Origin of the sequence: Priestia sp. LL-8 (genome assembly GCF_036227845.1) — a bacterium.
Lineage (GTDB): Bacteria > Bacillota > Bacilli > Bacillales > Bacillaceae_H > Priestia > Priestia zanthoxyli.
Genome location: NZ_JAZAQH010000001.1, coordinates 2,231,469 through 2,255,421, shown reverse-complemented (window position 1 = coordinate 2,255,421; position 23,953 = coordinate 2,231,469). Strand labels below are relative to the sequence as shown.

At 38.2% G+C, this 23,953-nt stretch carries 22 protein-coding genes; 6 read left to right on the top strand and 16 right to left on the bottom strand.

The window, feature by feature from the left end:
- Positions 1–64: 64 nt before the first annotated feature.
- On the bottom strand, positions 65–1,042 hold the full coding sequence (locus U9R83_RS11385) for a ring-cleaving dioxygenase (RefSeq protein ID WP_243549330.1): 978 nt from the start codon (positions 1,040–1,042) through the stop codon (positions 65–67).
- Between the two features lie 242 nt (positions 1,043–1,284).
- Here U9R83_RS11385 and U9R83_RS11380 point away from each other — a divergent pair, with 242 nt between their 5' ends.
- Both U9R83_RS11380 and U9R83_RS11375 read left to right on the top strand, forming a co-directional pair.
- Positions 1,285–1,644 carry a hypothetical protein gene (locus tag U9R83_RS11380; protein ID WP_328575241.1) on the top strand — a complete coding sequence of 120 codons (360 nt, stop codon included), beginning with the start codon at positions 1,285–1,287 and terminating at the stop codon, positions 1,642–1,644.
- Between the two features lie 7 nt (positions 1,645–1,651).
- A complete protein-coding gene (locus tag U9R83_RS11375) occupies positions 1,652–2,188 on the top strand; it encodes a PIN domain-containing protein (protein ID WP_014460149.1) in 537 nt (178 codons plus the stop codon).
- Between the two features lie 371 nt (positions 2,189–2,559).
- On the opposite strand, the gene U9R83_RS11370 is transcribed toward U9R83_RS11375, so the two are convergent.
- Both U9R83_RS11370 and U9R83_RS11365 read right to left on the bottom strand, forming a co-directional pair.
- The gene (locus tag U9R83_RS11370; protein WP_014460151.1) at positions 2,560–3,453 is read right to left on the bottom strand and encodes a helix-turn-helix domain-containing protein; all 894 of its coding nucleotides are present in this window, start codon (positions 3,451–3,453) and stop codon (positions 2,560–2,562) included.
- A gap of 194 nt (positions 3,454–3,647) precedes the next feature.
- The gene (locus U9R83_RS11365; RefSeq protein ID WP_182420606.1) at positions 3,648–4,580 is read right to left on the bottom strand and encodes an alpha/beta hydrolase; all 933 of its coding nucleotides are present in this window, start codon (positions 4,578–4,580) and stop codon (positions 3,648–3,650) included.
- 197 nt (positions 4,581–4,777) lie between these two features.
- Between U9R83_RS11365 and U9R83_RS11360 the strand changes: the two genes are divergently transcribed.
- The gene (locus U9R83_RS11360) at positions 4,778–5,056 is read left to right on the top strand and encodes a hypothetical protein (protein ID WP_014460153.1); all 279 of its coding nucleotides are present in this window, start codon (positions 4,778–4,780) and stop codon (positions 5,054–5,056) included.
- Between the two features lie 33 nt (positions 5,057–5,089).
- Here the strand turns inward: U9R83_RS11360 and U9R83_RS11355 are convergent, their stop codons facing one another.
- The 3 genes from U9R83_RS11355 to U9R83_RS11345 all read right to left on the bottom strand — a co-directional run bounded on the left by U9R83_RS11355 (position 5,090) and on the right by U9R83_RS11345 (position 7,316).
- The gene (locus U9R83_RS11355; RefSeq protein ID WP_014460154.1) at positions 5,090–5,938 is read right to left on the bottom strand and encodes a YihY/virulence factor BrkB family protein; all 849 of its coding nucleotides are present in this window, start codon (positions 5,936–5,938) and stop codon (positions 5,090–5,092) included.
- Positions 5,939–6,126: 188 nt separating this feature from the next.
- Complete coding sequence (locus U9R83_RS11350; protein WP_014460155.1) at positions 6,127–6,330, bottom strand: alpha/beta-type small acid-soluble spore protein; 204 nt, start codon at positions 6,328–6,330, stop codon at positions 6,127–6,129.
- Between the two features lie 125 nt (positions 6,331–6,455).
- Entirely contained in the window at positions 6,456–7,316 is an 861-nt protein-coding gene (locus tag U9R83_RS11345; protein WP_014460156.1) for a dimethylarginine dimethylaminohydrolase family protein, read from the bottom strand.
- Positions 7,317–7,523: 207 nt separating this feature from the next.
- On the opposite strand from U9R83_RS11345, the gene U9R83_RS11340 reads away from it, so the two are divergent.
- Positions 7,524–9,695, top strand: a complete 2,172-nt coding sequence (locus U9R83_RS11340) for an MMPL family transporter (RefSeq protein WP_328575240.1) — start codon at positions 7,524–7,526, stop codon at positions 9,693–9,695.
- 45 nt (positions 9,696–9,740) lie between these two features.
- On the opposite strand, the gene U9R83_RS11335 is transcribed toward U9R83_RS11340, so the two are convergent.
- Together U9R83_RS11335 and U9R83_RS11330 are read right to left on the bottom strand one after the other, a co-directional pair.
- On the bottom strand, positions 9,741–10,040 hold the full coding sequence (locus U9R83_RS11335) for a YxcD family protein (RefSeq protein WP_014460159.1): 300 nt from the start codon (positions 10,038–10,040) through the stop codon (positions 9,741–9,743).
- Positions 10,028–10,483, bottom strand: coding sequence for a hypothetical protein (locus U9R83_RS11330; RefSeq protein ID WP_013056993.1), 456 nt, complete (start codon positions 10,481–10,483; stop codon positions 10,028–10,030). The genes U9R83_RS11335 and U9R83_RS11330 overlap by 13 nt, the downstream gene beginning before the upstream one ends.
- Positions 10,484–11,027: 544 nt before the next feature.
- Between U9R83_RS11330 and U9R83_RS11325 the strand changes: the two genes are divergently transcribed.
- Complete coding sequence (locus U9R83_RS11325) at positions 11,028–11,633, top strand: RraA family protein (RefSeq protein WP_328575239.1); 606 nt, start codon at positions 11,028–11,030, stop codon at positions 11,631–11,633.
- Between the two features lie 22 nt (positions 11,634–11,655).
- Here the strand turns inward: U9R83_RS11325 and U9R83_RS11320 are convergent, their stop codons facing one another.
- The 5 genes from U9R83_RS11320 to proC all read right to left on the bottom strand — a co-directional run bounded on the left by U9R83_RS11320 (position 11,656) and on the right by proC (position 16,025).
- Positions 11,656–12,018: a VOC family protein gene (locus U9R83_RS11320; RefSeq protein WP_115653857.1), complete on the bottom strand. Its 363-nt coding sequence runs from the start codon at positions 12,016–12,018 to the stop codon at positions 11,656–11,658.
- Between the two features lie 37 nt (positions 12,019–12,055).
- On the bottom strand, positions 12,056–12,253 hold the full coding sequence (locus tag U9R83_RS11315) for a cold-shock protein (RefSeq protein ID WP_013056990.1): 198 nt from the start codon (positions 12,251–12,253) through the stop codon (positions 12,056–12,058).
- A gap of 358 nt (positions 12,254–12,611) precedes the next feature.
- Complete coding sequence (locus tag U9R83_RS11310; protein WP_140450838.1) at positions 12,612–13,874, bottom strand: glutamate-5-semialdehyde dehydrogenase; 1,263 nt, start codon at positions 13,872–13,874, stop codon at positions 12,612–12,614.
- Between the two features lie 114 nt (positions 13,875–13,988).
- Positions 13,989–15,095 (bottom strand): glutamate 5-kinase, encoded by a 1,107-nt coding sequence (proB, locus tag U9R83_RS11305; protein ID WP_014460164.1) that lies wholly within the window; start codon positions 15,093–15,095, stop codon positions 13,989–13,991.
- 87 nt (positions 15,096–15,182) lie between these two features.
- Positions 15,183–16,025, bottom strand: a complete 843-nt coding sequence (proC, locus tag U9R83_RS11300; protein ID WP_028413399.1) for a pyrroline-5-carboxylate reductase — start codon at positions 16,023–16,025, stop codon at positions 15,183–15,185.
- A gap of 450 nt (positions 16,026–16,475) precedes the next feature.
- Here proC and U9R83_RS11295 point away from each other — a divergent pair, with 450 nt between their 5' ends.
- On the top strand, positions 16,476–20,036 hold the full coding sequence (locus U9R83_RS11295) for a CheR family methyltransferase (RefSeq protein ID WP_140450837.1): 3,561 nt from the start codon (positions 16,476–16,478) through the stop codon (positions 20,034–20,036).
- Here the strand turns inward: U9R83_RS11295 and U9R83_RS11290 are convergent.
- From U9R83_RS11290 to U9R83_RS11280, 3 genes are read right to left on the bottom strand one after another with little or no spacing between them, the layout of a single operon-like run.
- Positions 20,033–20,653, bottom strand: coding sequence for a hypothetical protein (locus U9R83_RS11290; RefSeq protein WP_115653854.1), 621 nt, complete (start codon positions 20,651–20,653; stop codon positions 20,033–20,035). The genes U9R83_RS11295 and U9R83_RS11290 overlap by 4 nt on opposite strands.
- Positions 20,650–21,327 (bottom strand): cobalamin B12-binding domain-containing protein, encoded by a 678-nt coding sequence (locus U9R83_RS11285; protein ID WP_258232152.1) that lies wholly within the window; start codon positions 21,325–21,327, stop codon positions 20,650–20,652. Before U9R83_RS11285 ends, U9R83_RS11290 begins: the two co-directional genes overlap by 4 nt.
- Positions 21,328–21,350: 23 nt before the next feature.
- Positions 21,351–23,885, bottom strand: a complete 2,535-nt coding sequence (locus U9R83_RS11280; protein ID WP_328575238.1) for an AAA domain-containing protein — start codon at positions 23,883–23,885, stop codon at positions 21,351–21,353.
- Between the last annotated feature and the right edge of the window lie 68 nt (positions 23,886–23,953).

Here is a 23,953-nt window from a genome sequence, read left to right as displayed (position 1 = left end):
GGTATATGTAAAAGTAGAAAGCATCAAAAAACACTCAAATAGCTATTTGAGTGTTTTTTATATACTATTCTTTCACAAACTCTTTTGTACTTCTTACTGTATCAATCGGACGCACGAGCTTCTCAATTTCTGCACGTTTTGGCTCTAAAAATGGAGGCAGTGATAATTTTTCTCCGAGCGTTTCGTAAGGTTCATCTCCCATAAATCCTGGTCCATCTGTCGCAAATTCAAATAAAATTTGCGGAGCCACTCTTGCATACAACGATTCAAAGAAGTGACGATTCACATAACCAGACGTATGGAAACCAAAGCTTGACATTCGGTTAATCCATTCTTCAAGAGCCTGTCGATTTTCTACGCGAAAAGCAACGTGATGAACCGTTCCAAAACCTTGCTGAGCCTGCGGAAGTTTTTCATTGTGTTCGACTACTACTTGCGCACCGTTTCCTCCTTCTCCTACTTCAAATAGGTGCAGATCTCCTTCTTGAGCAATCTCTTTAAATAAAAGGACTTTTTCCATCATTTCTTTAAAGTATTTAAACTCGGCAATACGAATAAAGATAGGACCAAGTCCCGTAATAGCGTATTGAAGAGGTACAGGGCCTTTTTGCCAAGGAGTGCCTGATTCAACTCCTTGATTTCCTTCATCGGAAATTAACTGATACTGCTGATCATCAAAATCAACAAACGAAAGCGTCTTTTTCCCAAATAGCTCTTGAATCCCCGTATGCTTTACTTCTAAGCGATCAAAGCGCTTTACCCAATAGTCTAAAGCCTCATCATTCGGAACGCGGAAAGATGTTTTTGAAATTTCATTTGTTCCGTGAAAACCTTTTGGGATGCCTGGAAAATCAAAAAAAGTCATGTCCGTTCCGGCGCTTCCTTTATCATCTGCGAAAAACAAATGATACGTTTGAATATCATCTTGATTGACCGTTTTTTTAACTAAACGCATACCTAACACATATGTGAAAAATTCATAATTCTTTTCTGCGCTACTTGTAATAGCCGTTACGTGGTGTATTCCTTTTAAGTAGTTCATTCTACATTCCTCCGGATAAATCGTCTAGTTTACCATTCGTCATTTATCTTTAATTTAAATATCTTTAATTAAAGATAATATACCATGATTAATTTTCCTTTGTCAATAAAGTATGGATGATCGTGGGAGAAAATTAAATTGATAACTACAGGCAGCTAACTTTTTTAATCTTTTTACATAAAAGGAATAGTAAGAAAAAATTCATCACATATACTATATAAATTTATATAAAAGGCAGGGATATGATGAAAGCACAGCGCATGGTAGATGACCAAAAAGGAACATACAACAAGGAAGTTCAAAAGCACTTTAAGCTAAAAGCAAGTGGAAAAACTTATATGCAATCCTCGATGCAATCACCTCCATCACCCCTAATTTATAAGAAAAATCTTAAATGTAAACATCAAAATAAAGCTCTACGCACATATGATAAAAGAGACGGTCTACTAAACGGCACACAAGAAAAACACATAAAATCAGAAAAAACTAGACTGCCTAAATATGAAAAATTTCTATTAAGCAAGCAACTTTCACAATCCGCAGCTCTTTACTCTCCTGCTGGGTTAGAAGAGCTGATACAAATGGCTAGTAGAGAGGAGTGAACGATTTGTGTTTGATGAAAAAGTAATCATTGATACAAACATTTGGGCTTCACATGCTCTTAACTATCCGGAAGTTGTCGAGTATATTAATGAACTTATTTCAAATAATACGGAATTTTTAATGCCTACCATTGTGGAAATGGAACTGCTCTCGCATTGGGAAGTAGAAACAAATCCTCAAGTCAAAGCAGTAAAAAACCATTATATTTACGATATGACAGATAAGATTGTAGACATTACAAGTGAAATTGCACAACTAGCAGCTCAAATTCGCAGAAAAGCTAAAATAGAATCAAATAAAAAAATTAAAGGCCCAGATGCGATGATTGCTGCATCTGCTTTTATACATAACGCAAAGCTGATTTCCAACAATAATAAAGACTTTGCTTGGATCACCTTTAATTTCAGCTACCAAGGTCAACAATTATCTTATGTAAATCCTATTAAAGACACGATTGCTTACGCTTCCTTTATTAAAAGCTTCGAACTGCCTACTTTGCCTCATACAGCAGATACCTTACAAAAAAATAAAAAAGACAACTAAGTTCTTTTTATTATTAAAATACTCCTTATCTCCCGTCGAATTTTCAAAGGGAAAATTTGATGGGTACATACTCCAATTCTTTCTATAATGAATACAGTAAAAAGCATAAAAACTTAGGCGGTGAAAAAAGTGAACTATCCATATTACCCGGAACAACCTTTAGAAGAGTATCAATATGGCTATGATTATTATTCAAATCCCCAGGAAACTGACGAAAGATTCCCTTATGGTTATTATCCATATCCTCGCCCACGTCCATTTTATCCTTACCCTTATCCTCGTCCTATTTATTACCACCCCCCTTACTTTTACCCTCGTCCTCGTCCGTTTTACCCACATCCAGTGTATTGGAGATAAAAAAAGAAGAGCTATCAGCTCTTCTTTTTTGTTTCTTGATATTTAAACATCTCTTCTTTAATAATGATCACAAACGCTTCATTTTGCTCAATTTCAAAAACAGTAATAGCTTTTTCGAGGTAGGCTATTCCTTCTTTAAGCTCACCAAGCTGACAGAGTGCTTCCCCAATTTGATAGTGCAGTTCTCCTAATAAATAAAGCGTCTCATGCTGAATACACAGCTCTAGTCCTGCTTGTGCATATTTAACCGACTTTTCATAACGTTCCATTTGCAAAAGCGCATGTGATAATCCATATAAAATTCGAATTTTGACAAGAGGATCTTTTAACTTAGGAAGCAAAGCAATATGCTGCAATCCTTCCATAAACGTACTGAACGCTTTTTTTAAATGACCTTCTTCTTCATAAATAATGGCAATACTATTTAAAATAGCAATCTCTTTTTCTGAATAAAACTGTTCGCTCGTACGCGTGAACGCAATGGCTTTTTCCAATTTACGAAGCGCTTGTTCAAATTTATTTCCAATATAATAATCACATATGGCTTCGTGCCATAGAAAAAATTGTGCGTGAAAAGGATCTTGAAACATAGGGTTATCTTTTTCTTTGTTCACCATATGTAACACGGTTTCATAATCGCGTTTTCGTATATAATGCCTAATGGTCGATTTAATTTCTTTTGAATAATCGTTGGGCGTTAGCTCTCCTGCTTCAAAGAAATAATTCATCGGAACCCCTAAGCGTTTCGATAAATGATAGAGAACTTCACTGCTTGCATGAATTTCACCTTGTTCAAATCGATGTAGCTCTTCTTCTGTACAAATTCCTTCTGATAACTCGACAGTTGTCATTTCCGCAATCTTTCGCAGATCTTGAATCAGCTGACCTACTTGTTTTTTATCATTCAAAAAATCACCTTACTTAATGTCAATAAATGTTTTTATCCTACTTTTCTACTATACTCTAAACAAAATGACTTTAAAAGAGATAATGGGCTATTTTTTGAAACTCTTGTCAATCTTTTCTCCCTATCAACACAGAAAAACAGCACATCAATGTGCTGTTTTTCTCAAGTTTATATGCTTTATGACACTATATATCCTTAAATAGAATCAAATACTTGACGCAGTTGAGCTGCGCTTTTATTAATTGCCTGCTGAGCGAGTGGCACAAATTCATGAAACCCTAAAAACCCGTGAATCATTGTTTCATAATTTTCATAGGTGACGGGAACACCGTGATTTTTTAATGCGTCCGCGTAGTCTTTTCCGCTATCTCTTAGAGGGTCGTACTGTGCTGTAATAATGGTAGCGCTTGGTAGACTCGATAAATCTTCTAGTAATACCGGAGCGTTATAGGGATGCTGTTCTTCTTCTTTATTATTTAAGTACTGAAGGCGAAACCAATCCATAAGACCTTTTGAAAGAAGATATCCTTCGGCATTTTCTTTCATAGAGGCAGGGTGCTGATTTTTAAATCCTACAGACGGATAAATAAGCAGCTGATGAACAATGGATGGACCTTGTCTTTCTTTGGCTAAAATGCTTACAACCGCAGCAAGGTTGCCACCGGCGCTATCTCCTCCAACGGCAATTTTGTTTGAATCGATATTTAATTGAGACGCGTGAGATGAAATCCACTCCAAGGCATCATACGCATCGTTTACTGCAGCGGGAAATTTATCCTCAGGAGCAAGGCGGTAATCAACAGACACTACAATACAGTTTGTTTCATTTGCATACGACCTGCATATGGAGTCATGAGTGTCCAGGCTTCCTAATACCCAGCCTCCTCCGTGATAATAAACAAGAGCGGGAAATAGCCCTGTCCCTTCAGGTTCATACACTCGTATAGTGAGCGTACGTTCATTTAATTGGATTTCTTCATTATATACTTTTTTAACTACTTCTTTAGAAGGAGTTAAAGACATCTTTTCCATTTCTCTCAGCTGCGGGGGTGTAACGTCCTCTAAAGAAGGACGGGGCATTTCATTATATTGATTTAGAAATATTTGAATATGCGGATCTAACGGCATTCTTCTTCTCTCTCCTTTCAAGGTAACTCTATATGTAATGATGAATGAAATTTCAGAAAAAATCCAATATATTGTCTTCTCAGCAGGCTTTTGTTTGTTTTAATTAAAAATGGGTATAACAATTAAATAAAGAGGATGATATTCGTATATATTTTATTCTCACCTATATAAATATAAATACGTACAAAGGAGGCACAATGATGATTATTGTTTATATAAGCTTAGCTGTTGTTTTGGCATCACTTGCGTATCTTATTTACGCAGGCGTATCATTTAATAAAAAAATCAAGCCAACTGTGAACTCTGTAAATGCCACTTCTCAACATCTTCAAAACGAAACTGATCATATTAAAGAAAAAACAAACCATTTAAAAGTAACACAAGCAGCGATTAAAACGGATATACAGTACAAGAAAGATTCGGTCAAATATACAGCCAACTCATTTAAACAGCTTGTTAATAGCTTTAAACGTTAAAAAAGGAAACCTCTATAAAGGTTTCCTTTTTTATTACATCGCCTGAGACGTATCTTTAGGAGGTGCAGCCGTTTTGTTTCGGTGATAAATAGCGTTAATCTCTCCTCCAATGACGAGAATTAACCCCGTTAAAAATAGCCAAAGCATCAGAACAATTACGCCTCCTAAGCTTCCGTAAGTAGCAGAATAATTGCCAAAGTTGCTTACGTAAAATGAGAACCCTAAAGATGTTAGCTGCCATAGCAGCGTAGCAGCGAGTGCTCCGGGCCATACGTGAGCAAAAGCAAACGTTTTGTTTGGCGCTAATCTGTATAATACGGATAAAACAAGTACCATAATGCCGACACCGACAATCCAGCGCAGAATATTTAAAACCACTGTTGTACCTGAAGGAAGAGAAAACCATTCGCTTATCCAATTTAATAAAACTCCTCCGAACACTGGTAAAAGAAGCGATACAACAATTGTTACAATTAATCCAATTGTTAAAAGAATGGACAAACCTCTTACTTTAATAAACGAGCGCTGTTCTTTCACATCGTAGGCTTGGTTCATCGCACGGATAAAGGCGTTCATACCGTTTGAAGCGGACCAAATGGTTCCTAAAATCCCTACAGTCAGTAACCCGCCGTTTGGTTGGTTTACAAATTGAGCTACGTTATCTTTAAAGATTGCAGCCGTTTCTCCCGGCATAACGCTTTGAAGGACATCGATTGCCTCTTCCGGTTTGATAGATAGATACGGAACAATCGATATCAGTAAAATAAGCATAGGGAATAATGATAGCATATAATAATAGGCTTGCTCAGCCGCTAGTCCCGTTGCTTGGTCTTCTTGAATTTCTTTACCAAGACTTTTTCCAAATGATAATAGCTTTTTCATGATAAACCTCTACTTTCTCTTTTTTTGTTCTTTTCCCATTTTATGCACTTTTCAACCTTGAAAGTGGAGAATTTCAAGCGAAATCTCAAATCAAACGACCAAGAGAAAGTAGAATAATGTTTTCTACAAAAAAAAGTTCCGGCTCAAAAGAGCCAGAACTTTTCATCAAAGTGTTTATGTAGAGCAGACTAGCGAATGTGTCCTTGTGAACCACTTAATTGTTGTTGCGCCATTGCAACAAGATGCTTCGTCATTTCTCCACCAACAGAACCATTTGCACGAGCCGTTTGCTCAGCGCCAAGCTGAACGTTAAGTCTTCCCGCGATTTCCGTTTTTAACTGATCAAGAAGCTGTTCAGCACCTTGAACTAAAATAGGATTACGATTTGCCATGTTTATCACTCCTTTCCTTCAACAGCTTATATAGGTTAATGTTCCTTTCACTTGAAATTTTATACAACATCCCTCAAAAAAAGATCCCTGGCTATCGCCGAGATCTTTTTTTCTTTTTAAGCTTTTTACACTCGTTCAAGAGGCATAGTGCAGCAGCGGAAAGAACCGCCGGACTTAATAATTTCAGATATATCAACTTCAATCACTTTATAGCCTCGTTTCCTTAACTCTTCATTCACTTCTGTATTCATTGGCAGGCTAATCACCCGTTGATTACCAATGGATAATACATTGGTTCCCATCGTAAACTGCTCTTCTTTTGTTACTTCAATTAAGTCATATTTCATGCGAAGTAAATTTAATTCTTTCTCGTGTAAAGCAGGTGAAAATACAAGCGCTTCTGTAGGTGATAAAATATTTAACACACAATCAAGATGAAGATAAGACCGATCAATAGGAATCGGAACAACCTCATACGCTGGAAGCAGCTCTTGGATATGCTCCACGCCTTCTTTACTTGTACGGTCGCTGAGCGCAATAAAAATAGCTTGTCCATCAATGAGCACATCTCCACCTTCAATGGGATGATCCGGTACCTGATGGAAAGGAATACCTTTCTGCTTCAGCCAATCGGCTAGCACTTGTTCTTCTCCACTTCGAATTTCGCTGCCCATTTTCGTGACAATAACGGTATCTCCAAGCGTATAGCCAATATCCCGCGTAAATACTTGTTCTGGAAATGGCTCTTGTGCAGATAGCCCGATGACTTCAACCCCTTCTTTTTGAAGGCATTCGACAAATTGACGGTGCTGCTTTGAAGCCAAGCTCTCATCAATGTTTTCATCCGCATAATGCTTTTGTGTTTCATTAATAATTTCTTCAATTTTCATATATGTAGGTGGGCAAACGACCACACGTTTTAATGTATCATACTCATTTTTACACCCATAACTATTGGTCATTTTAGCTGGCTGTTTCATTTGCATCTTTTTAAATCCCCCTTCGTGCATTTATGTACAGTGTTCCCTAAATCTCCTGAAACATAAACACGATTTTACTGAGGAAGGACCCCTGCTCGTCTATCTAAAAAGCTTTTTCAGGCAAGAAAAACAAAAAAACACAATACTTCTTCTAATTACAATAACTGTTAGTATAAAATAGTCTAGTAACTGTACAAAAAATTGGAGGTTAATATGAATAAAGTAGCGAACGCATTATATGCGGGCAGAAAAATTTTATTAATACTGTGGATCATCCTAATTGTCGGATTTGGCTTTTATGCGGCTAAGCTTCCTTCTGTGCTAGGAGGAAACGGATTTGAAATGAAAGGAATGTATAAGGATACCGAGCAGCTTTTAGTTAATAAATTTGATGTTAGCGAAGCTCAGGTCATCGTTTTGTTTAAAAAAAAAGACGGAGTTTCTGACTCGAAATTCCAGCAAACCATCGCTCAGTATATGCAAAAAGCAAAAGACAAATCAGACGCGTCGAAAGTTGACATACCAACGGCTTCTAACAAGATGATAAAAGGAAGCACAGCGTATGGAATTATCCACTTTAATCACGATGATGGAACGATGGATAAACGAGTGGAAAAGATCAGAACTCTTTCAGCTGATGAAAAAGAAGTTAGTGTAAAATTAACCGGTGGTCCTATTATTGAAAAAGATATGAATACAGCAAGCCAAGCTGATTTAGCAAAAGCGGAAGCAATCGGCATTCCTGTTGCTTTAGTTGTGCTTCTTCTAGCTTTTGGTGGCGTGGTAGCCGCTGCAATCCCTCTTATGATAGGAATTGTAACCGTCGTTACCACCATGGGCGTTGTCTATTTCTTTCATCCGTACACAGAGCTGTCCATCTTCATTTTAAACGTGATTCCAATGATTGGATTAGCTCTTAGTATTGACTTTGCCCTTTTATTTATTAATCGCTTTAAAGAAGAAATTCAAACAAAATCGGTAGAGCAAGCAATCAAAATCACCATTCAAACAGCGGGACGCTCAGTCATCTTCTCCGGATTATGCGTATTTATTGGATTAGCGGGAATGCTGTTTATCCAAGTCGATATTTTTCAAAACGTCGCTCTTGGAGGAATGGCTGTTGTTTTTATTGCTGTGTTTTCAGCTCTTACGCTGCTTCCTTCCATACTGGCTATATTAGGTACACGCATTAATCGTTTACGCATCTTAAAAGTCAGTGAACAAGGCGGTCAGTCTAGGTGGCGTTCATTCGCTACATTTGTCATGAAAAAGCCTGTAACTATGACAATTGTTTCTCTTATTATTCTGTTAGTAGCACTTATTCCCGTTCGAGACATGCATCTAGAAATACCGTCTTCAGAAGCGTTGCCAACAAAATACGAGTCCCGTCAAGCTTTTGACACGTATAACGATACGTTTATAAATAAAAACACGGCAGACGTTTATTTTGTGTTAGAAGCTAAGCAAGATATGCTGAAGGAAAAGCCTTTAACAAATGCCTTTACTTTTATAAAACAATTAAAAGAAGATTCGTTAGTTAAGCAAGTTGATTCTATTTCTACCACTTTAAACGTAAAATCCAGTGATCAGCTTCAAGCTATGCTGAACAACCCGCAGATAAGCGCGCAGACAAAGCCAGCTGTAGATTCGTTCATTAACGAACATTATATGCTCATAAAAGCTACGCTAGATACAGACCAAAATTCAGATCAGGCAAAAGATTTTGTTCGAAAATGGAAAGAGAAACGTTCACCTTTCACCGTTCATATTGGCGGCTATCCAAAATTCGAACAAGAAATATTTGATGAAATTTATGAAAAGGCGCCTTATGGCCTGGCTCTTGTTTTATTTTCAACCTATGTCATTTTAATGATTGCTTTTCGTTCCGTCCTGATTCCTTTAAAAGCTATCATTATGAATATTTTAAGCTTAACAGCTACGTTTGGTTTACTTGTATGGCTGTTTCAAAATGGACATTTAGGTCTTACCCAATCCAATATCGCTTTAGTGCTGCCAGTCTTTGTTTTCGGCCTTGTATTTGGGCTTAGCATGGACTACGAAGTCTTTTTGATTTCACGCATTCACGAAGTGTATCATCAAACCCGCGATAACAATGTAGCAACGGTAGAAGGCCTAGCTTCCACTAGTAAAATCATTACGAGCGCTGCTTTAATCATGATTGTCATTACAGGAGCCTTTGCTTTTACAGACGTAACGCCTGTTAAACAAATGGGCGTAGGAATTGCCTTAGCTATATTTATCGATGCAACGATTGTCAGAATGCTTCTTGTGCCTTCTCTTATGAAATTGCTTGGAGATGCTAACTGGTGGTTTTTCACTAAAAAAAGCGATAAGTCCAGTTCCAACGAACAGGTAAAATCATGATAAAAAAACCCGCTCAAGTGAGCGGGTTTTTCATTGAAGATTTCTTTATCGACTTAATTTAGCAAAAGCGATAATGCCTTCTTCATCGTCTAATTCCAGTTCTAGTCCTGCTGCGTATGGGTCTACGTTCATTTCCGTATCCAACCAATAGCGCAGCGCTTCAATAATGTTCAAAGTAATATGAACCTGCTTACGATCATGTACGTATGACTCTGCTGAAAAACCGTAGTCATCATCATACATTAGCTCAATCTCTACTTCTTGAGGCTGAACTTGTTTTTTTTCTGCGATATATAGGCACATCGCATTGATAATATCTTGTTCAGAAATTTTTATTGTCTCCAAGATTTCACTTCCTCATTTTTACGCTTGTTGCTACGTACGCTTTGGAATAACTTTACTACAAGAAGAATTAAAGCGACAATCACAAGCATATTTACCATAAAGCCTAAAATTGGGCCTAATGGTCCTAAGCTAGATAGTAAGCTTCCAAATAATAAGCCCGCGATTCCTCCCATTAAAAGACCTTTCATTAAGCCGCCGCGCTTTGAGCTAGCCGCTGTACTTTTAGATGATGAGTTTTTAGACGTATTGTTTTGCTTAACCGAATTACTGTTATTGTTTTTAAATAAGCTTGATTGGTTATTGCTTCCGCTGTCAAAAGAGCGCTTTCCTGATTTATACCCTTTTGCACTTGCTACGTTTGAACCGTCATGAATAAGTGATCCACCGACTGGTGAAAACACAACCGCTAATGCGATAAATGCGGCCAATAATTTTTTTACCATTGCTTTCCCTCCACTAAATGACTAACGTCACATATGTTTTTTCATATATGATTTCCATATATGTTCCTACGTTTCATCATACCAAAAGGTTTCACTTTTTTATATAAAAATGTATCAAGCTCCATTAAATGTTCACAGGATTAAACATTTAGACGTGTTTCATATGGATATAAGACCCTTTATGTACATATCAGTGAAATTTATAAAACTAACAAAGACCCTTCATCTTCGTTAACGCTTATTTTACACTTTGCCCAGCATATTACTTTCGCAGAGTTCTGTAGCAAGTCCCTCTTTTAAAAATGTCTTTATACGCTGCCTTCGCTCTTATTGGTAATAAAGGAGATATGAGTTTACATGACGAATACCATACAGGAAACAGCGCCTCAGTATAGTACAATGCATCGAAAAAGGGTTCTGAACACCTTTAACATTCCACGTTTGTAGTCGATTCGTAGTCAAATGTTATCTACTCCCGATTTCATAAATAAGAGCTTTCTCTTATATGAATATAGATAGAGTATAATCAAAAAGGAGAGATATGATGTTGAATGAACAACTCCCATTATCAACAGCAAATTTATCAGATGCAATGGAAGGTGCAAACCACTTAGACTTTTCCATTAAGCCATTGCAGCGTCATTACAAACTATTCGGACCGGCTCTTACCGTAGATACGCCTGCTGGCAATAATTACTCAGTGCTTGAAGCGATTCGACTAGCGGAGCCCGGAAGTGTGCTCGTTATTGATGGAAAAAGCTACTGTAACCGTGCCTTAGCAGGAGATTTCGTAGTAGCCATGGCGAAACTTGTTGGAATAAGCGGTATTGTACTAGATGGCGTTATACGAGATCAAGAAGACATTGAAAAGCTCGATTTTCCCGTATTTTGTAAGGGCTCTACGATCGCAGCAAGCAGCAAAAAAGAAAAAGGAAAAGTAAACGAGATCATTTCCTGCGGGGGCGTGAAGATCCGTCCTGGGGATTTTATCGCAGGTGACGACGGTGGAGTCATTGTCATTCCTAAGGAGGAAGTCGAAGAAGTACTAGCAAAAGGGCGGGAAAAGTGGCAAATAGATAAAGACCGAGAGAACGAAGTATTAATTAGCAAAGAAACGGTATATACGTATTTAGATAACGCCCTAAAATAAAAGACCTCCGCTTGGAGGTCTTTTATTTGTCATATTGTAAAAATTCTAATCGATTTCCAAACGGGTCGTGGACAAAAAAACGCTCTCTCCCTGCAATAGGCTCTTCTTCAGAAAGAACGCAGCCCGAATGTGCCAATTTACGTCTAAGCGTCTTGATATCTTCCACGACAAAAGCTGGATGCGCTTTTTTAGCAGGTATGTAGTCATCTTGAATACTGATATGCACTTCTTGAGTCCCACATTGAAACCATATGCCGCCTCTGTGCCTTAAATTTTCCGGCTTAAGAACAGTTTTCATTCCTAAAAGACTTTCATAAAAATTTCTTGCTTCTTGCTCGCATCCTTCTGGACCAAGAAGCTGAACATGATCAATTCCTAGAAACATCCACAAACCCCTTTCAAAAACGTCTTCCTAAAAGTTATTAATCAATGACTCTAGGATTATGAATAACCTGCAGCTCTTTTACAGCTTGCTTCATTTCGCTTTTGCAAATTGGACAAGTTGGCTGATCTCCGCTTTTAAAGTTATCTCGAACCCAACAATTACACGTATCTGATGTACATTCCCAAACTTTTGTTTCTTCAATAACAGCCGGCTCTAAATTTTTACGATTATACATACACATCGTCTCCTTTAAACAGTACTTTTTAAGTGGATAATAAATGAAGATTAACTTAGCGTGTAAATGTGGTAAATGGTGCAAGATAAAGTGATACTATACATCCGTAAATCAATCTTTGAGGAATAATACGGCGTCTTGAAAGACTAAAATAAAAATGAAGTTATAGCAAAGCAGATAGCAGTTGCTTTTCTTAAAACAACGGGATAGTCTGAAAAGAACAAAAATGAAGATCACAAAAATTATATATTTTACTATTATAACAGAGTTTATAATTTTTTACAAATCAGCTTCCATTTACTTTTTTTGCTTTTCATAAAAAAAAAGCGAGCACATGATTAGGCTCGCTTTTCATTTCTTATCGAGTTTGTCCGTTTCCACTCATAATATACTTAATTGTCGTAAGTGCAGGAAGTCCCATGGGACCGCGTGCATGAAGCTTTTGAGTGGAAATCCCAATTTCAGCTCCAAATCCTAAAGCTCCTCCGTCAGTAAAACGCGTAGATGCATTATGATACAGTGCGGCTGCATCCACTAAAGACATAAAGCGTGAAACGGCTTGTTCATCTTCTGAAATGATGGCTTCAGAGTGTTTTGTTCCATATGTTTCGATATGGTCAATCGCTTCATCCACACTCTCTACTACTTTCATCGCAATTGCTAAGCGCAAATACTCTTCAGCCCAGTCTTTTTCAGACGCTGGTTTTGCTCCAGGAATTTCACCCACTGTCGCTTTATCACCATATACTTCAATATTATGATCGTTGAATGCTTGAATCAATTCATCTTTATGAGAATCGAGCCAATTTTTGTGTACAAGAACCGTTTCTGCTGCATTACACACCGCTGGTCGATCTGTTTTTGCATTAATTAAAATCGGAATGGCCTTCTTAACATCAGCTTGTTCATCGATATAAATATGACAGTTTCCGACTCCCGTTTCTAACACGGGAACCGTTGCGTTATTGACGACCGCTTGAATCAATGAAGCCCCTCCGCGCGGAATCAGCACGTCAATATGCTCTTTCATTGTAAATAATTCTTGCGTAGCCGCACGATCTGTACTTGAAATAAACTGTACGGCTTCTTTAGGAATTGGCGTTTCATCAAGAGCTTTATGAATAATGTCCACGATAGCTTGGTTAGATGAAATAGCTGAAGAGCCGCCTTTTAACACAATAGCATTTCCAGATTTCAACGCTAGCCCTGTTGCATCTACCGTTACGTTTGGACGTGCTTCATAAATCATTCCGATAACGCCAAGAGGCACGCGTACTTGTTTTACATCTAGACCGTTATCCAATGTCCAGCTTGATAAAATATCCCCTGTTGGATCATCTAGCTCAGCAACTTCACGAAGGCCGTTTGCAAATTCTTTTACACGTTCCACTGAAAGAGCAAGGCGGTCCATAAGCGCTTCATCAAAACCTTTTTCTTTTCCGTTTTTTAAGTCTACTTCATTTGCTTTTAAAATATACTCCGTGTTGCTTTCAAGTGTAGAAGCAATCGTTAACAACGCATCGTTTTTTTGCTTTGTTGTTAGTAAACTTAATTGCTTAGCTGCTTTTTTTGCTAAAATAGCTTGTTCTTCTACTGAATACTTTTCATTTGTTTGTAACACCAAATCACTCCTGGATTCGTTTTAGTTTTGTTTGATTTTAAAGTGTGAGGCATAAGAGGTAAATGCAATCATGCAAAGAAAAGGAAGGGCTCCTTTTCTTTACAGCATGTTTGCTTACAAACCGACCGGTACTGGAATTTCTAAGTGACACACTAGACCTTCGCTGTCTACAATCGGTTGATCAATTGGCTCATTCAGTGCAAGTTCATCAGATGAATAATTTGTCACGCCCAGAGCCAGCTCATTTTCTTCTTTATCTAGAATACGTACAACTGCTCGTTCACTAAAGTGGCCTTTAATATATTTAACATGCTCGCGAAGTAAAGGCTCTTTATCTTCAATAATTGCACGTTTCGCGGCATCTTCGACTACTATTTCCCCTTCAGGACCAGAGTTAAACGCAATCCACTGCTTTTTCTGATTAAGGTTCGCAGAATCATCTTCAGATTCAAAATAAGTTCCTGTTGCATCTCCGTCAACCGCTTGTGTTAAAATGTTTGGCACGCCAGCTCTTCCTAAAAATGCTGGAATTCCTGACGCCATAGCGATTTTGAAAGCGTCAATTTTCGAGCGCATACCGCCTGTTCCAACTGAACTTCCTGAATCTCCTGCAGATTCTTCGATTTCTTGCGTGATTTCCCCTACGTGAGGGACTAATTTTGCATTTGGATCCTGGCGAGGGTCCGCGCTGTATAAGCCATCGATATCCGATAAAATAATAAGCAGGTCGGAATCCACTAGTCCAGCAACTTTAGCTGAAAGTGTATCATTATCGCCAAATTTTAATCGATTGATGGTTACCGTGTCGTTTTCATTGACAATTGGCACAATGCCGCGTTCTAACAGCACGTTGATTGTATTTCGTGCATTGTTGTAACGATTTTCGTCTGAAAAATCGTCTCTTGTAATTAAGATTTGAGAAGCAACGTATCCGTGTGATAGGAACAGTTCCGAATAAGCCTCCATTAACAGTCCTTGACCGATTGAGGCAGCTGCTTGTTTTTCAGGTAAAGAGCTAGGTCGCTCTAAGCAGCCGAGCTTTCGGTATCCTGCAGCTACAGCTCCTGATGAAACCAATAGCACTTCATGACCGCTGTCTTTTAAGTCTACGACTTGATCCACAAGGCGCTCGAGCTTCCTTCTGCTGATTTCACCGTGTGAACTTGTTAATGAACTACTTCCAATTTTAATTACAACCCGCTTCTTATTGTCGGGACTCATCAAATCACTCCTAGTGTGTTCTGTATGTTTTCTTGTTTATGATTATTTTTTTGTGGTGAGGAATTCACGAAGAAGATAAGTGACGAATTAATTAGTACTTGCCACTTTTTGTAGTTGAGCACTCATTTCTTTTGAACGCTTTGATGCTCCTTTAACTGCTTGCATCATTGCTTCTCCGCCGCCGTGTTTAGCTAAGGCGTCTAAACCAGCTGCTGTTGTACCGTTTGGAGACGTCACATTTTCACGAAGCTCCGTCGGCGTTTCATCTCTTTCCATCATCATTCTTGCTGCACCGTAAATGGTTTGGGCGCCAATTTCACGTGCTAGCTCAGGATCGAGACCTTCTTCTTTAGCTGCTTTTTCGATATGCTCCATAAGGAAATAAAAATAAGCGGGTCCACTTCCGGCAATTCCTGTGAAAATGTCCATTTGAGGCTCATCAATCACGTACACTTTTCCAATTGCAGAAAGCAGCTCTTTTGCTGTTAGCACAGCATCCATTGCAGCATATTGACCTGGAGATATAGCCGTTGCTGATTGCTGAATCATACTTGATGTATTCGGCATCACTCGAATGACCTGCTGTTCATCATGCAATAACTCTTCCATGTAAGAAGACGAAATCCCTGCAAGAACAGATAGGACAAGCTGGTCTTTGTTGATTTGAGGCTTTAATTCGTTTAATGCCTCTTCAGCGCCTTTTGGCTTCATCGCTAGAATAAAAACATCAATGTCATCTGTTTTCAGCTCGCTGCGCTTTACTGCTTTGATACCATATCTATTTTCAAGTTCGTGCAGTCGCGCGTCATTGCTGCGATTTGTTACGATAATATTTTCAGCAGGTAATTTCTTTGCATTGACCATACCAGAAATCATCGCTTCTGCCATTGATCCAGCACCTAAAAAAGCAACTTTTTGTTTTTGATCCATCAAATCTCCCCTGTCATTTGTTCGTATTTTTGTTCTCGTTTCTTTCAACGGTTCCTATAGTAACATGCTGAAAAAGAGTGTCAAGTTGGATTTAACCGTTTTTTTCCTCCTTGAGCGTATAACCTTATGCATATGTAAGCGTAAACAAAACTTTTTTAAATAATTTTTCACGAAAAAAAAACCGATTTTTTTTATAAAAATACGTTTATATAAAGAAAATCGGGGCATACTATATAGTTTGGCTCTAAAATTTTTTTACGAAAAATAGAGGAATTTTGAAAACGTTATTTGAACAATATAATAGGTTTGCTAAAATGAACCTATGTACCAGCATCTTGGTTTTTTTAGAAAAATTTACTTTTGATGTAAACCATGCTGTGCTGTCGACATTAAAATAGACAAAACGACATACAATCTACGAAGTGTCTAAACATTATTGGAGGTTCTATTATGAAGAACAACTCGTTTTCTACAGTTCCATCGTCTACAGAAGGAATAGAGAAACAGGATTTACACGTTGTGGGAATTGGCGCTTCTGCCGGAGGGTTGGAAGCTATTGAGCAGTTTTTCGCTAATATGCCTTCACCAAATGGAATGGCGTTTATTATCGTACAACACCTTTCCTCTAAATATAAAAGCTTTATGCCAGAACTTTTAGCAAAGAAAACAGGAATGAATATCGAACTGACACAAGACGGGATGACTTTACAAGAAGACACAATTTATTTAAATCCTCCCCATCATTATGTGACCGTTGTTGATCATACTCTTCACCTTCGTCCTTATGAAGAAAATGATCAGGTAAAGTATCCGATTGACGCCTTTTTTCATTCTCTTGCTGCTGCAAAAAAACATCGGTGCACAGCCATTATTTTATCGGGAAAAGGAAATGATGGAACAGGAGGAGCAAAAACGATACGAGAGTACGGAGGCACTGTACTTGTACAAGATGAAAGCACAGCGAAGTACAGAGATATGCCCCTAAGCGCTATTGATGCACACCTTGCTGATTATATCCTTTCTCCTGCTGATATGCCTGACCTTGTGCAAACGCATGTCAGCCAAACTGAATTTACATATAATGAAGAAACACTGCAATACATTTATTCATTAATAAAGAAAAAAACAGGCATCGACTTCTCTATGTATAAAAAAAACACGGTGCTGCGACGACTCGAAAAAAGAATGGCTTTACTCGACCCACCCTCTCAAACGATGGAAGAGTACCGGGACTATTTATGTAAAGAAGCCGAAGAAATCGTCGAACTGCAGCGAGACCTGCTGATTGGAGTGACGCAATTTCTTAGAGATAGAGAAGCCTTCTCTATTATCGAAGAACAAGTTATCCCTCAATTAGTAGAAAGAAAGATTCATAGTCAAGAAGATGAAATCCGCATCTGGGTAGCAGGTTGTTCTACCGGTCAAGAAGCATACACATTAGCTATTTTGCTTCATGACTATTTATCAACAATCAACCGTTATTTCGATGTCCGAATCTTTGCTACAGACATCGATCGTCATGCAATTAAAAGAGCAAGCCAAGGTATTTATGAAGAAGCGGAAGTTCATTCCTTCTCAGCATCTCAAATTAATGAATATTTTGAGCAAACAAAACACGGTGGTTATCAAGTCAAAAAAACAATCCGCAAAATGATTGTTTTTGCCCCGCATAATATAGGAAAAGACTCACCTTTTGTAAACGTTGATTTAATTAGCTGTCGAAACATGATGATTTATTTCCAAGCTGAACTGCAGCAGCGCATTCTGTCTCTTTTTCATTTTTCTTTGACAGAAGAAGGCGTACTTTTTTTAGGCCCTAGTGAAACAACAGGAAATTTGTCTGATTTGTTCCGCCCTATCAACAGTAAATGGAAAATATTTAAGCGTTCCGGACAGTCCAGCCGACAAATTACGGGGGCTTTTAATCTTTCGAAATCCAACTTGCATGAAGGTGATTTTTCTAGCGTGCCGCTGCCAAGTCAACTTTATAAGCCTCTTCCTTCGCTTAAATTAGATGAGATGTATCAGTCAATGATTGATCACTTTATGAGCCCTTGTCTTGTATTAAATGAATACAATGAAGTAATATTTTGTTCAAAAGAAGCGACTCAGCTTATTAACGTTCCTGTAGGTAAAATTAATTATACGATTTTCAAAATGGTTCCAGTTCACGTCTCTTTAGCCATTGGAGCAGCTATTAAACGTGTAAAAGAGCAAGGTATGAGCGTATGCTGTCAGCACATTGAGTTTGTCATAAACAACGTTCAGCGCCGTTTTAATATTACAATATCTGCTCTTCCAACAAATCACTCTCTTTACTTACTTATGTTTGATGAACAGACAGATGGTGCCATTATTGATAAAGAAGAGCCCTTATTTCTTAATCAAACAAGTTCTATTAGTGAACTTGTAGTAGATTTAGAGCAAGAGCTTCATTACACGCAGCAGCATTTGCAAACGACGATTGAAGAGCTGGAAACAGCAAATGAAGAGCTAAAGTCAACAAACGAAGAACTGATTGCTTCTAACGAAGAGCTGCAGTCTACAAATGAAGAATTGCAGTCTGTTAACGAAGAATTAATTAGTGTTAACAACCAGTACGAGCGCAAAATTGAAGAATTAACGGACTTAAACAACGATATTGATAATTTATTAATCAGTACAACTATTGCTACCATTTTCTTAGACGAGCAGCTGAATATTAAATTATTTACGCCGGAAACGAAAACGGTAATCAACGTTCTACATCAAGATATCGGAAGACCTTTCTTTCATATTTCGCATAACTTTAGGTATGACCATCTAATCGAGGATGCAATGCATGTTTTAAGAACAAATAACACCCTTCAAAAAGAAATTCAAAGCTACGATAACCAATGGTACAGCATGAAAATGATGCCTTATCGTACGAATGAGAATTTAATTAACGGTGTAGTTATTACGTTTATTAATATTACAGAAATTAAACGATCCAATGAGGAATTGGCTATTACATCATTTGCAGTAGCTCATAGCCCTACCGGCATTTTTATTACCGATCATCAAGGTAAAATTAAGTACATTAATCAAAAATTCATGGAGCAAAAGCATGCGCCGCAGGAAGTATTTGGGCTACACCTCTATGACTTATATACTAAAAAGCTAGGCGTTAAAAGATTCCCTAAAATTTGGAACGAAGTATATAGAGGAGAAAAATGGAACGGAGAAATTTCCTACGTTCAAGAAGACGGGGAAACCGTTTGGGAACAGTTAGCCTTAATGCCTGTTAAAAATGATCAGGATGAAATCATCCATTACATTGGGTTAAGTGAAGACATTTCACAGCGCAAACAGTCGGAAATGATGCTCAAAAATTCAGAGATGCTATCAGCACTCGGGCAACTGGCTGCTGGGATTGCCCATGAAATACGAAACCCTCTTACATCATTAAAGGGCTTTTTACAGCTTATGATGCAAGAAGAAACGTATAAAAAAGAATATATGGATGTCATGATGTCCGAGTTTAACCGCTTAGAACTGATTATTAGCGAACTGCTCATTCTAGCCAAACCCGAAGTCGTAAAATATGAAAATAAGCAGATAAATTTAATTCTTCAAGACGTATGTACACTACTGCATACACAGGCCATTCTTAAAAACATTACTATTTCAACGGATTTTGAAGAAAAATTACCTGTTGTTCATTGTATTGAAAAAGATATGAAACAAGTATTTATCAACATGGTGAAAAATTCTATTGAAGCGATGGATGACCCCGGGTCTATTCTAGTGGTATCTAAATTTGATCCAGATACAAATCAAGTAGTCATCCAAGTGATAGATGAAGGAAAAGGCATGCCGAAAGATCGATTAACACGAATTAGCGAGCCTTTCTATACAACAAAAGAAAAAGGAACAGGATTAGGATTGATGGTGAGTCACAAAATCATTAGTAATCATAAAGGAAGCATTTCGTATGATAGTGAAGAAGGAAAAGGAACAACGGTAGAAATTCGATTACCGCTTTCTTAATGTACTTTGTTCTTCTGTCTTAAACAGTCAAGCTCCCGATTAATTAAATCTTGAATGTCAAACAAATGTGTAGAGACCAATTCAATATATTCTCCTTTCCCTGCTTCAATTACGTCGGAGCGGATAATACTTAGGAGGTCTTGAATGGTTAGCACATTTGTTTTCATTTCTCGAAAATGACGCTGAAGATCAACTAGCTGCATTTTTTTCGCCGTTTCTACATCTGTTTCCCTGACTGAAAAATCTTGGTTTACTTGTGATGAGTCTTGCATAAGCACAGAGCGAAACTGTTGAAGGGTTGATTGAACACTCATCATATGCTCATGAATAGGATAGCAGAAAACCGCGTGCAGCGAATGATAGGCTTCAGGCTTAAAATGAAAATCAAAAAGAGCAACTGGGTTAGAAAAGGTGCGCATATTTACTTCGATTTGCACTTCTTCCTTTCCCTGGAGTGCTCTTTTTACTTTTTCTTGGCTGTCTTCATCAACTAAATCTAAAAAGTTCTGAACAGGCGGGAAATTTTTCGTGACGCTTGGTGTAAATTCAATTATTTCGTTGTCTTTATTGAGTAAAAACATTGGAACCGGAATGTGTTGAATCGGCAAACTGATCATATTTCTTCCCCCATTACTAACATTTTATCTTGCGTCGAACTTTCTTTATTGTTGATTAGAAGCCAGTCTTTAAAAGCTTGAATATGATTAATGAATATAGTTTTTGAAGATCCTGAAGCCGATAAATCATGCGTGCTGAGAAGCCTGCTGCCCACTAATACAAGAGGACTTTGCGCCATGCTTTCAATCTCAGCAATGTATTTTTGTAAATCCGGCAGCAAATGCACTTGTGAGACGGACAAACATACTACATCAGGATCCCATCTTTCAATGCTTTTTAGAGCAAACGGCAGCGGCAAGTTTGCTCCTAAGTTTTTAACTTCCCATCCCTGCTCTCTCATAAGTCCTGCAATCATTTTAATGCCTAAGTAATGCTCTTCTCCTTCAATGCAAAAAAGAAGTGCTCGATGGCGCTGAAGCAATTGATGCTGTGATAGCTGAAAGCGAGTTAACACATAGTCACAGGTTGCAGTAGCCAAATGCTCGTCCGCGACTGAAATTTTATTTTCTTGCCACCTTTTCCCTATCTCATACATTGCTTCTGTCAGAAACGTGTATACGTCAGTTGAAGAATGGCCTTCTTCTCTATATATAGCAATGAGCAGCCAGCTTTTTTGAACGTCTCCTTCTAGCAAACAATCAGCTAAAGCCGCTACATTACGAGAGTAAACGATAAGATCACGCCCTTTTCTTAAAGTTACAATAAATCTCTAGGCAAAACTTCATTTTTGCACGATAGACAACATGCGTAGACGCCTTTATTTTCATTATACTCTACGTTCATCGGCTGCTTGCATACTTTACATACAGCATGTACGTAGTTTAAATATTTCTCAACTAATAAACGTGTTGCCCCACTTGTTTTCCCGCAATAATAGCAAATAAACCTTACTTTTCCTTTTTTTGTTATCTCTACTTCTCGCATATGCTGACAAGATTCACAGCGATCCCAGCTGCGAAGGTAATTGCTCAAAGAATATTGTGGTTTATTTGTTTCTATATACATTTTTGTTTCTTGATTTCTTGTTTTATCTTCGGTAAAGTCAATTGACCGAATAAGCTGTTTAGCGCCTAGCTTTGACTCAATTCTAGCTGCCATAAACGCTTCATTTTTTCCGCCGTAAGGCATATTGATCCATATAGTGGATTCATCGATGATAAGCAGTGACATCGGAACAGCAGATGAAATGACATGAGCGCCCTCAATTCGAACTTCTTTTGGTTCACGAGTAAGAACGGTCACTTCACCTTTGAATGAATGTAACATATCCCTTATTTCTTGAGGGACAAGGGAAGCATAAGGAATACACAATAAAATCTGCTGCTGAGCTTGATATAAGTCTTTTTTTAACTGACTGCTGTTCGCTGGATGGTACCAAATCAATTTAGGATGCTGAATGACTTCTTTTAAAAATTGCTGAGGTTGGTATACTTTTTGATTTTCGTTAAAGTGGTTGACCAACTTCCATAACGCTCGCTCCTTTGATACACGCTGCTGGGCAAACGACTCGTCTGAAAGCATCATAAATTTTCCTTTTGAACGCGTCACCGCTACATTTACCAATCGGTCGCTATTTTCATTTGTTAAAAGTAAACCTGGTTTTGACTGCGGCTTTGTATCGACCGTATCAAAAATCATGATATCTCGTTCTGCGCCTTGAAATTTGTGTACGGTTGCTGCAATTATATCGCTAGCTGGTTCAATATCTTGAAGAAAGGCATTGATCAATTTAGCTTGAGACTTATAAGGAGTCACATAGCCAATAGTAGCCGAAGAAGCTTTGCGTGCCCGCAGCATCAAACTTACCGCCAAAACAGCCGTTATCACATTGTAGCGTGAGCCGGAAACGACATCTCGCATAGCGGAAGAATGCAACTGACCAATGTTAAGCATAAGCGCTGCTTCATGAGCAAACGGCCGGCTGCTTGCTACTACTTCTCGACTTTTTGTGACAGATGGATGATCCCCTACTCGATTGCTGTAAATATAGCGATTTGTAAAAGCCGAGATATCTTTATGCATTCTTCTTTGCTTCGTCAACATAAAAAGATGCGGGTGTATATCACCGCTTTCTACTTGCTCTACAAGACCCGTCTGCTCAAATAAATCTCGCTGCAGCCACTTCTTCACTTCAGCATGAGAAGATTGAGATACCGGGGGAAGCTGTTTAAAATCCCCGCATACGACAATTCGTTTTCCTAACGTAGCTGCAAAAGCAATTTGCGGTGCGTATGCCATGCTAATTTCGTCTACCACAACCATATCAAATTCACTTTGATAAAGTAATCGGTCAATAGCCGCTTTTGATAAAGTAGTGCCTACAATATACGCTTGATCAAACACATTTTTCTCCGCTTCAATCCACTTGTTACGAAGGGCGTTTAGCTTTTTGTTAACTTGCTGAAGCTGGTGAGCTCTATTGGGATACCTGCTTAAGTAAACTCGTTCTTCTTGTAGCTCCCGCATCTCCTGAGCTAAATCAGGATCATCTTCTCCAATGACTTCTTCTACTTTTATATTTTCTAAGCCGCTGCTTTTTGTTGCTCCGTATCGAATGAGTTTTCCTTTTTTCCAAGCTTCTTTCTTTTTTAACTGACGTGCAGTTTCTTGCAGCAAACCGTCCACCGCTGCATTACTGTGAGATAATAAAAGGATCCGCTTTGATTTCCGGTAATAGCTTGCCGCGATTTTGGACAGCGTATATGTTTTTCCTGTTCCAGGAGGCCCCCAAATATAAGTAGTACGGTTATAACGCGCTCGCAGCAATACTTCATGAAGAGTGTTCTTAGACGTATACTCCTTATGACGAACAGGACTATCGCCTCTCATAAGACGTTTGATTCTTACTATTTTTTGCTTGTAATCTTTTGCTTCCGTGAGTCTATCAATGAGAGCCTGCAATAATTCCCATGGTTCGTTATATATATCGAGTTCGTCTACTTCTTGTCCAATAAACGCATCTATTTTAAGGTACAAATCAAATCCTTCTGTTCCGATAACTTCTCCTTTACTTTCTTTATGCTGGTGGACGAGGCGCACCTGAGCTCCATCAAAAAGGTATAAATCGGCTGTGCGTTCAAACCGGTAAAGATACGCATCTCCCTGCTGCCCTAAGTACTCTCCTTTTCCTACCGTATACTTTTCTCCGCCGTGTTTCTTCATATAATTAATCTCAATTGAAAGTGCGCGCACCCATGCTTTTAAATATGAAGAGATAGAGCGTTTTTCCATAGATGTCTAACTCCCTTTTTATCCGTTCATTTCTAACTTGTCTATTCTATCACGTCATTTGAATATAG

What these genes read in the sequence shown, in the direction of transcription:
- U9R83_RS11385 (WP_243549330.1), bottom strand. Translation starts at nt 1,042, where the DNA reads ATGAACTACTTAAAAGGAATACACCACGTAACGGCTATTACAAGTAGC.
- U9R83_RS11380 (WP_328575241.1), top strand. Translation starts at nt 1,285, where the DNA reads ATGATGAAAGCACAGCGCATGGTAGATGACCAAAAAGGAACATACAAC.
- U9R83_RS11365 (WP_182420606.1), bottom strand. Translation starts at nt 4,580, where the DNA reads ATGCCGTTAGATCCGCATATTCAAATATTTCTAAATCAATATAATGAA.
- U9R83_RS11360 (WP_014460153.1), top strand. Translation starts at nt 4,778, where the DNA reads ATGATGATTATTGTTTATATAAGCTTAGCTGTTGTTTTGGCATCACTT.
- U9R83_RS11355 (WP_014460154.1), bottom strand. Translation starts at nt 5,938, where the DNA reads ATGAAAAAGCTATTATCATTTGGAAAAAGTCTTGGTAAAGAAATTCAA.
- U9R83_RS11350 (WP_014460155.1), bottom strand. Translation starts at nt 6,330, where the DNA reads ATGGCAAATCGTAATCCTATTTTAGTTCAAGGTGCTGAACAGCTTCTT.
- U9R83_RS11345 (WP_014460156.1), bottom strand. Translation starts at nt 7,316, where the DNA reads ATGCAAATGAAACAGCCAGCTAAAATGACCAATAGTTATGGGTGTAAA.
- U9R83_RS11340 (WP_328575240.1), top strand. Translation starts at nt 7,524, where the DNA reads ATGAATAAAGTAGCGAACGCATTATATGCGGGCAGAAAAATTTTATTA.
- U9R83_RS11330 (WP_013056993.1), bottom strand. Translation starts at nt 10,483, where the DNA reads ATGGTAAAAAAATTATTGGCCGCATTTATCGCATTAGCGGTTGTGTTT.
- U9R83_RS11325 (WP_328575239.1), top strand. Translation starts at nt 11,028, where the DNA reads ATGTTGAATGAACAACTCCCATTATCAACAGCAAATTTATCAGATGCA.
- U9R83_RS11320 (WP_115653857.1), bottom strand. Translation starts at nt 12,018, where the DNA reads ATGTTTCTAGGAATTGATCATGTTCAGCTTCTTGGTCCAGAAGGATGC.
- U9R83_RS11315 (WP_013056990.1), bottom strand. Translation starts at nt 12,253, where the DNA reads ATGTATAATCGTAAAAATTTAGAGCCGGCTGTTATTGAAGAAACAAAA.
- proB (WP_014460164.1), bottom strand. Translation starts at nt 15,095, where the DNA reads ATGAGTCCCGACAATAAGAAGCGGGTTGTAATTAAAATTGGAAGTAGT.
- proC (WP_028413399.1), bottom strand. Translation starts at nt 16,025, where the DNA reads ATGGATCAAAAACAAAAAGTTGCTTTTTTAGGTGCTGGATCAATGGCA.
- U9R83_RS11295 (WP_140450837.1), top strand. Translation starts at nt 16,476, where the DNA reads ATGAAGAACAACTCGTTTTCTACAGTTCCATCGTCTACAGAAGGAATA.
- U9R83_RS11290 (WP_115653854.1), bottom strand. Translation starts at nt 20,653, where the DNA reads ATGATCAGTTTGCCGATTCAACACATTCCGGTTCCAATGTTTTTACTC.
- U9R83_RS11280 (WP_328575238.1), bottom strand. Translation starts at nt 23,885, where the DNA reads ATGGAAAAACGCTCTATCTCTTCATATTTAAAAGCATGGGTGCGCGCA.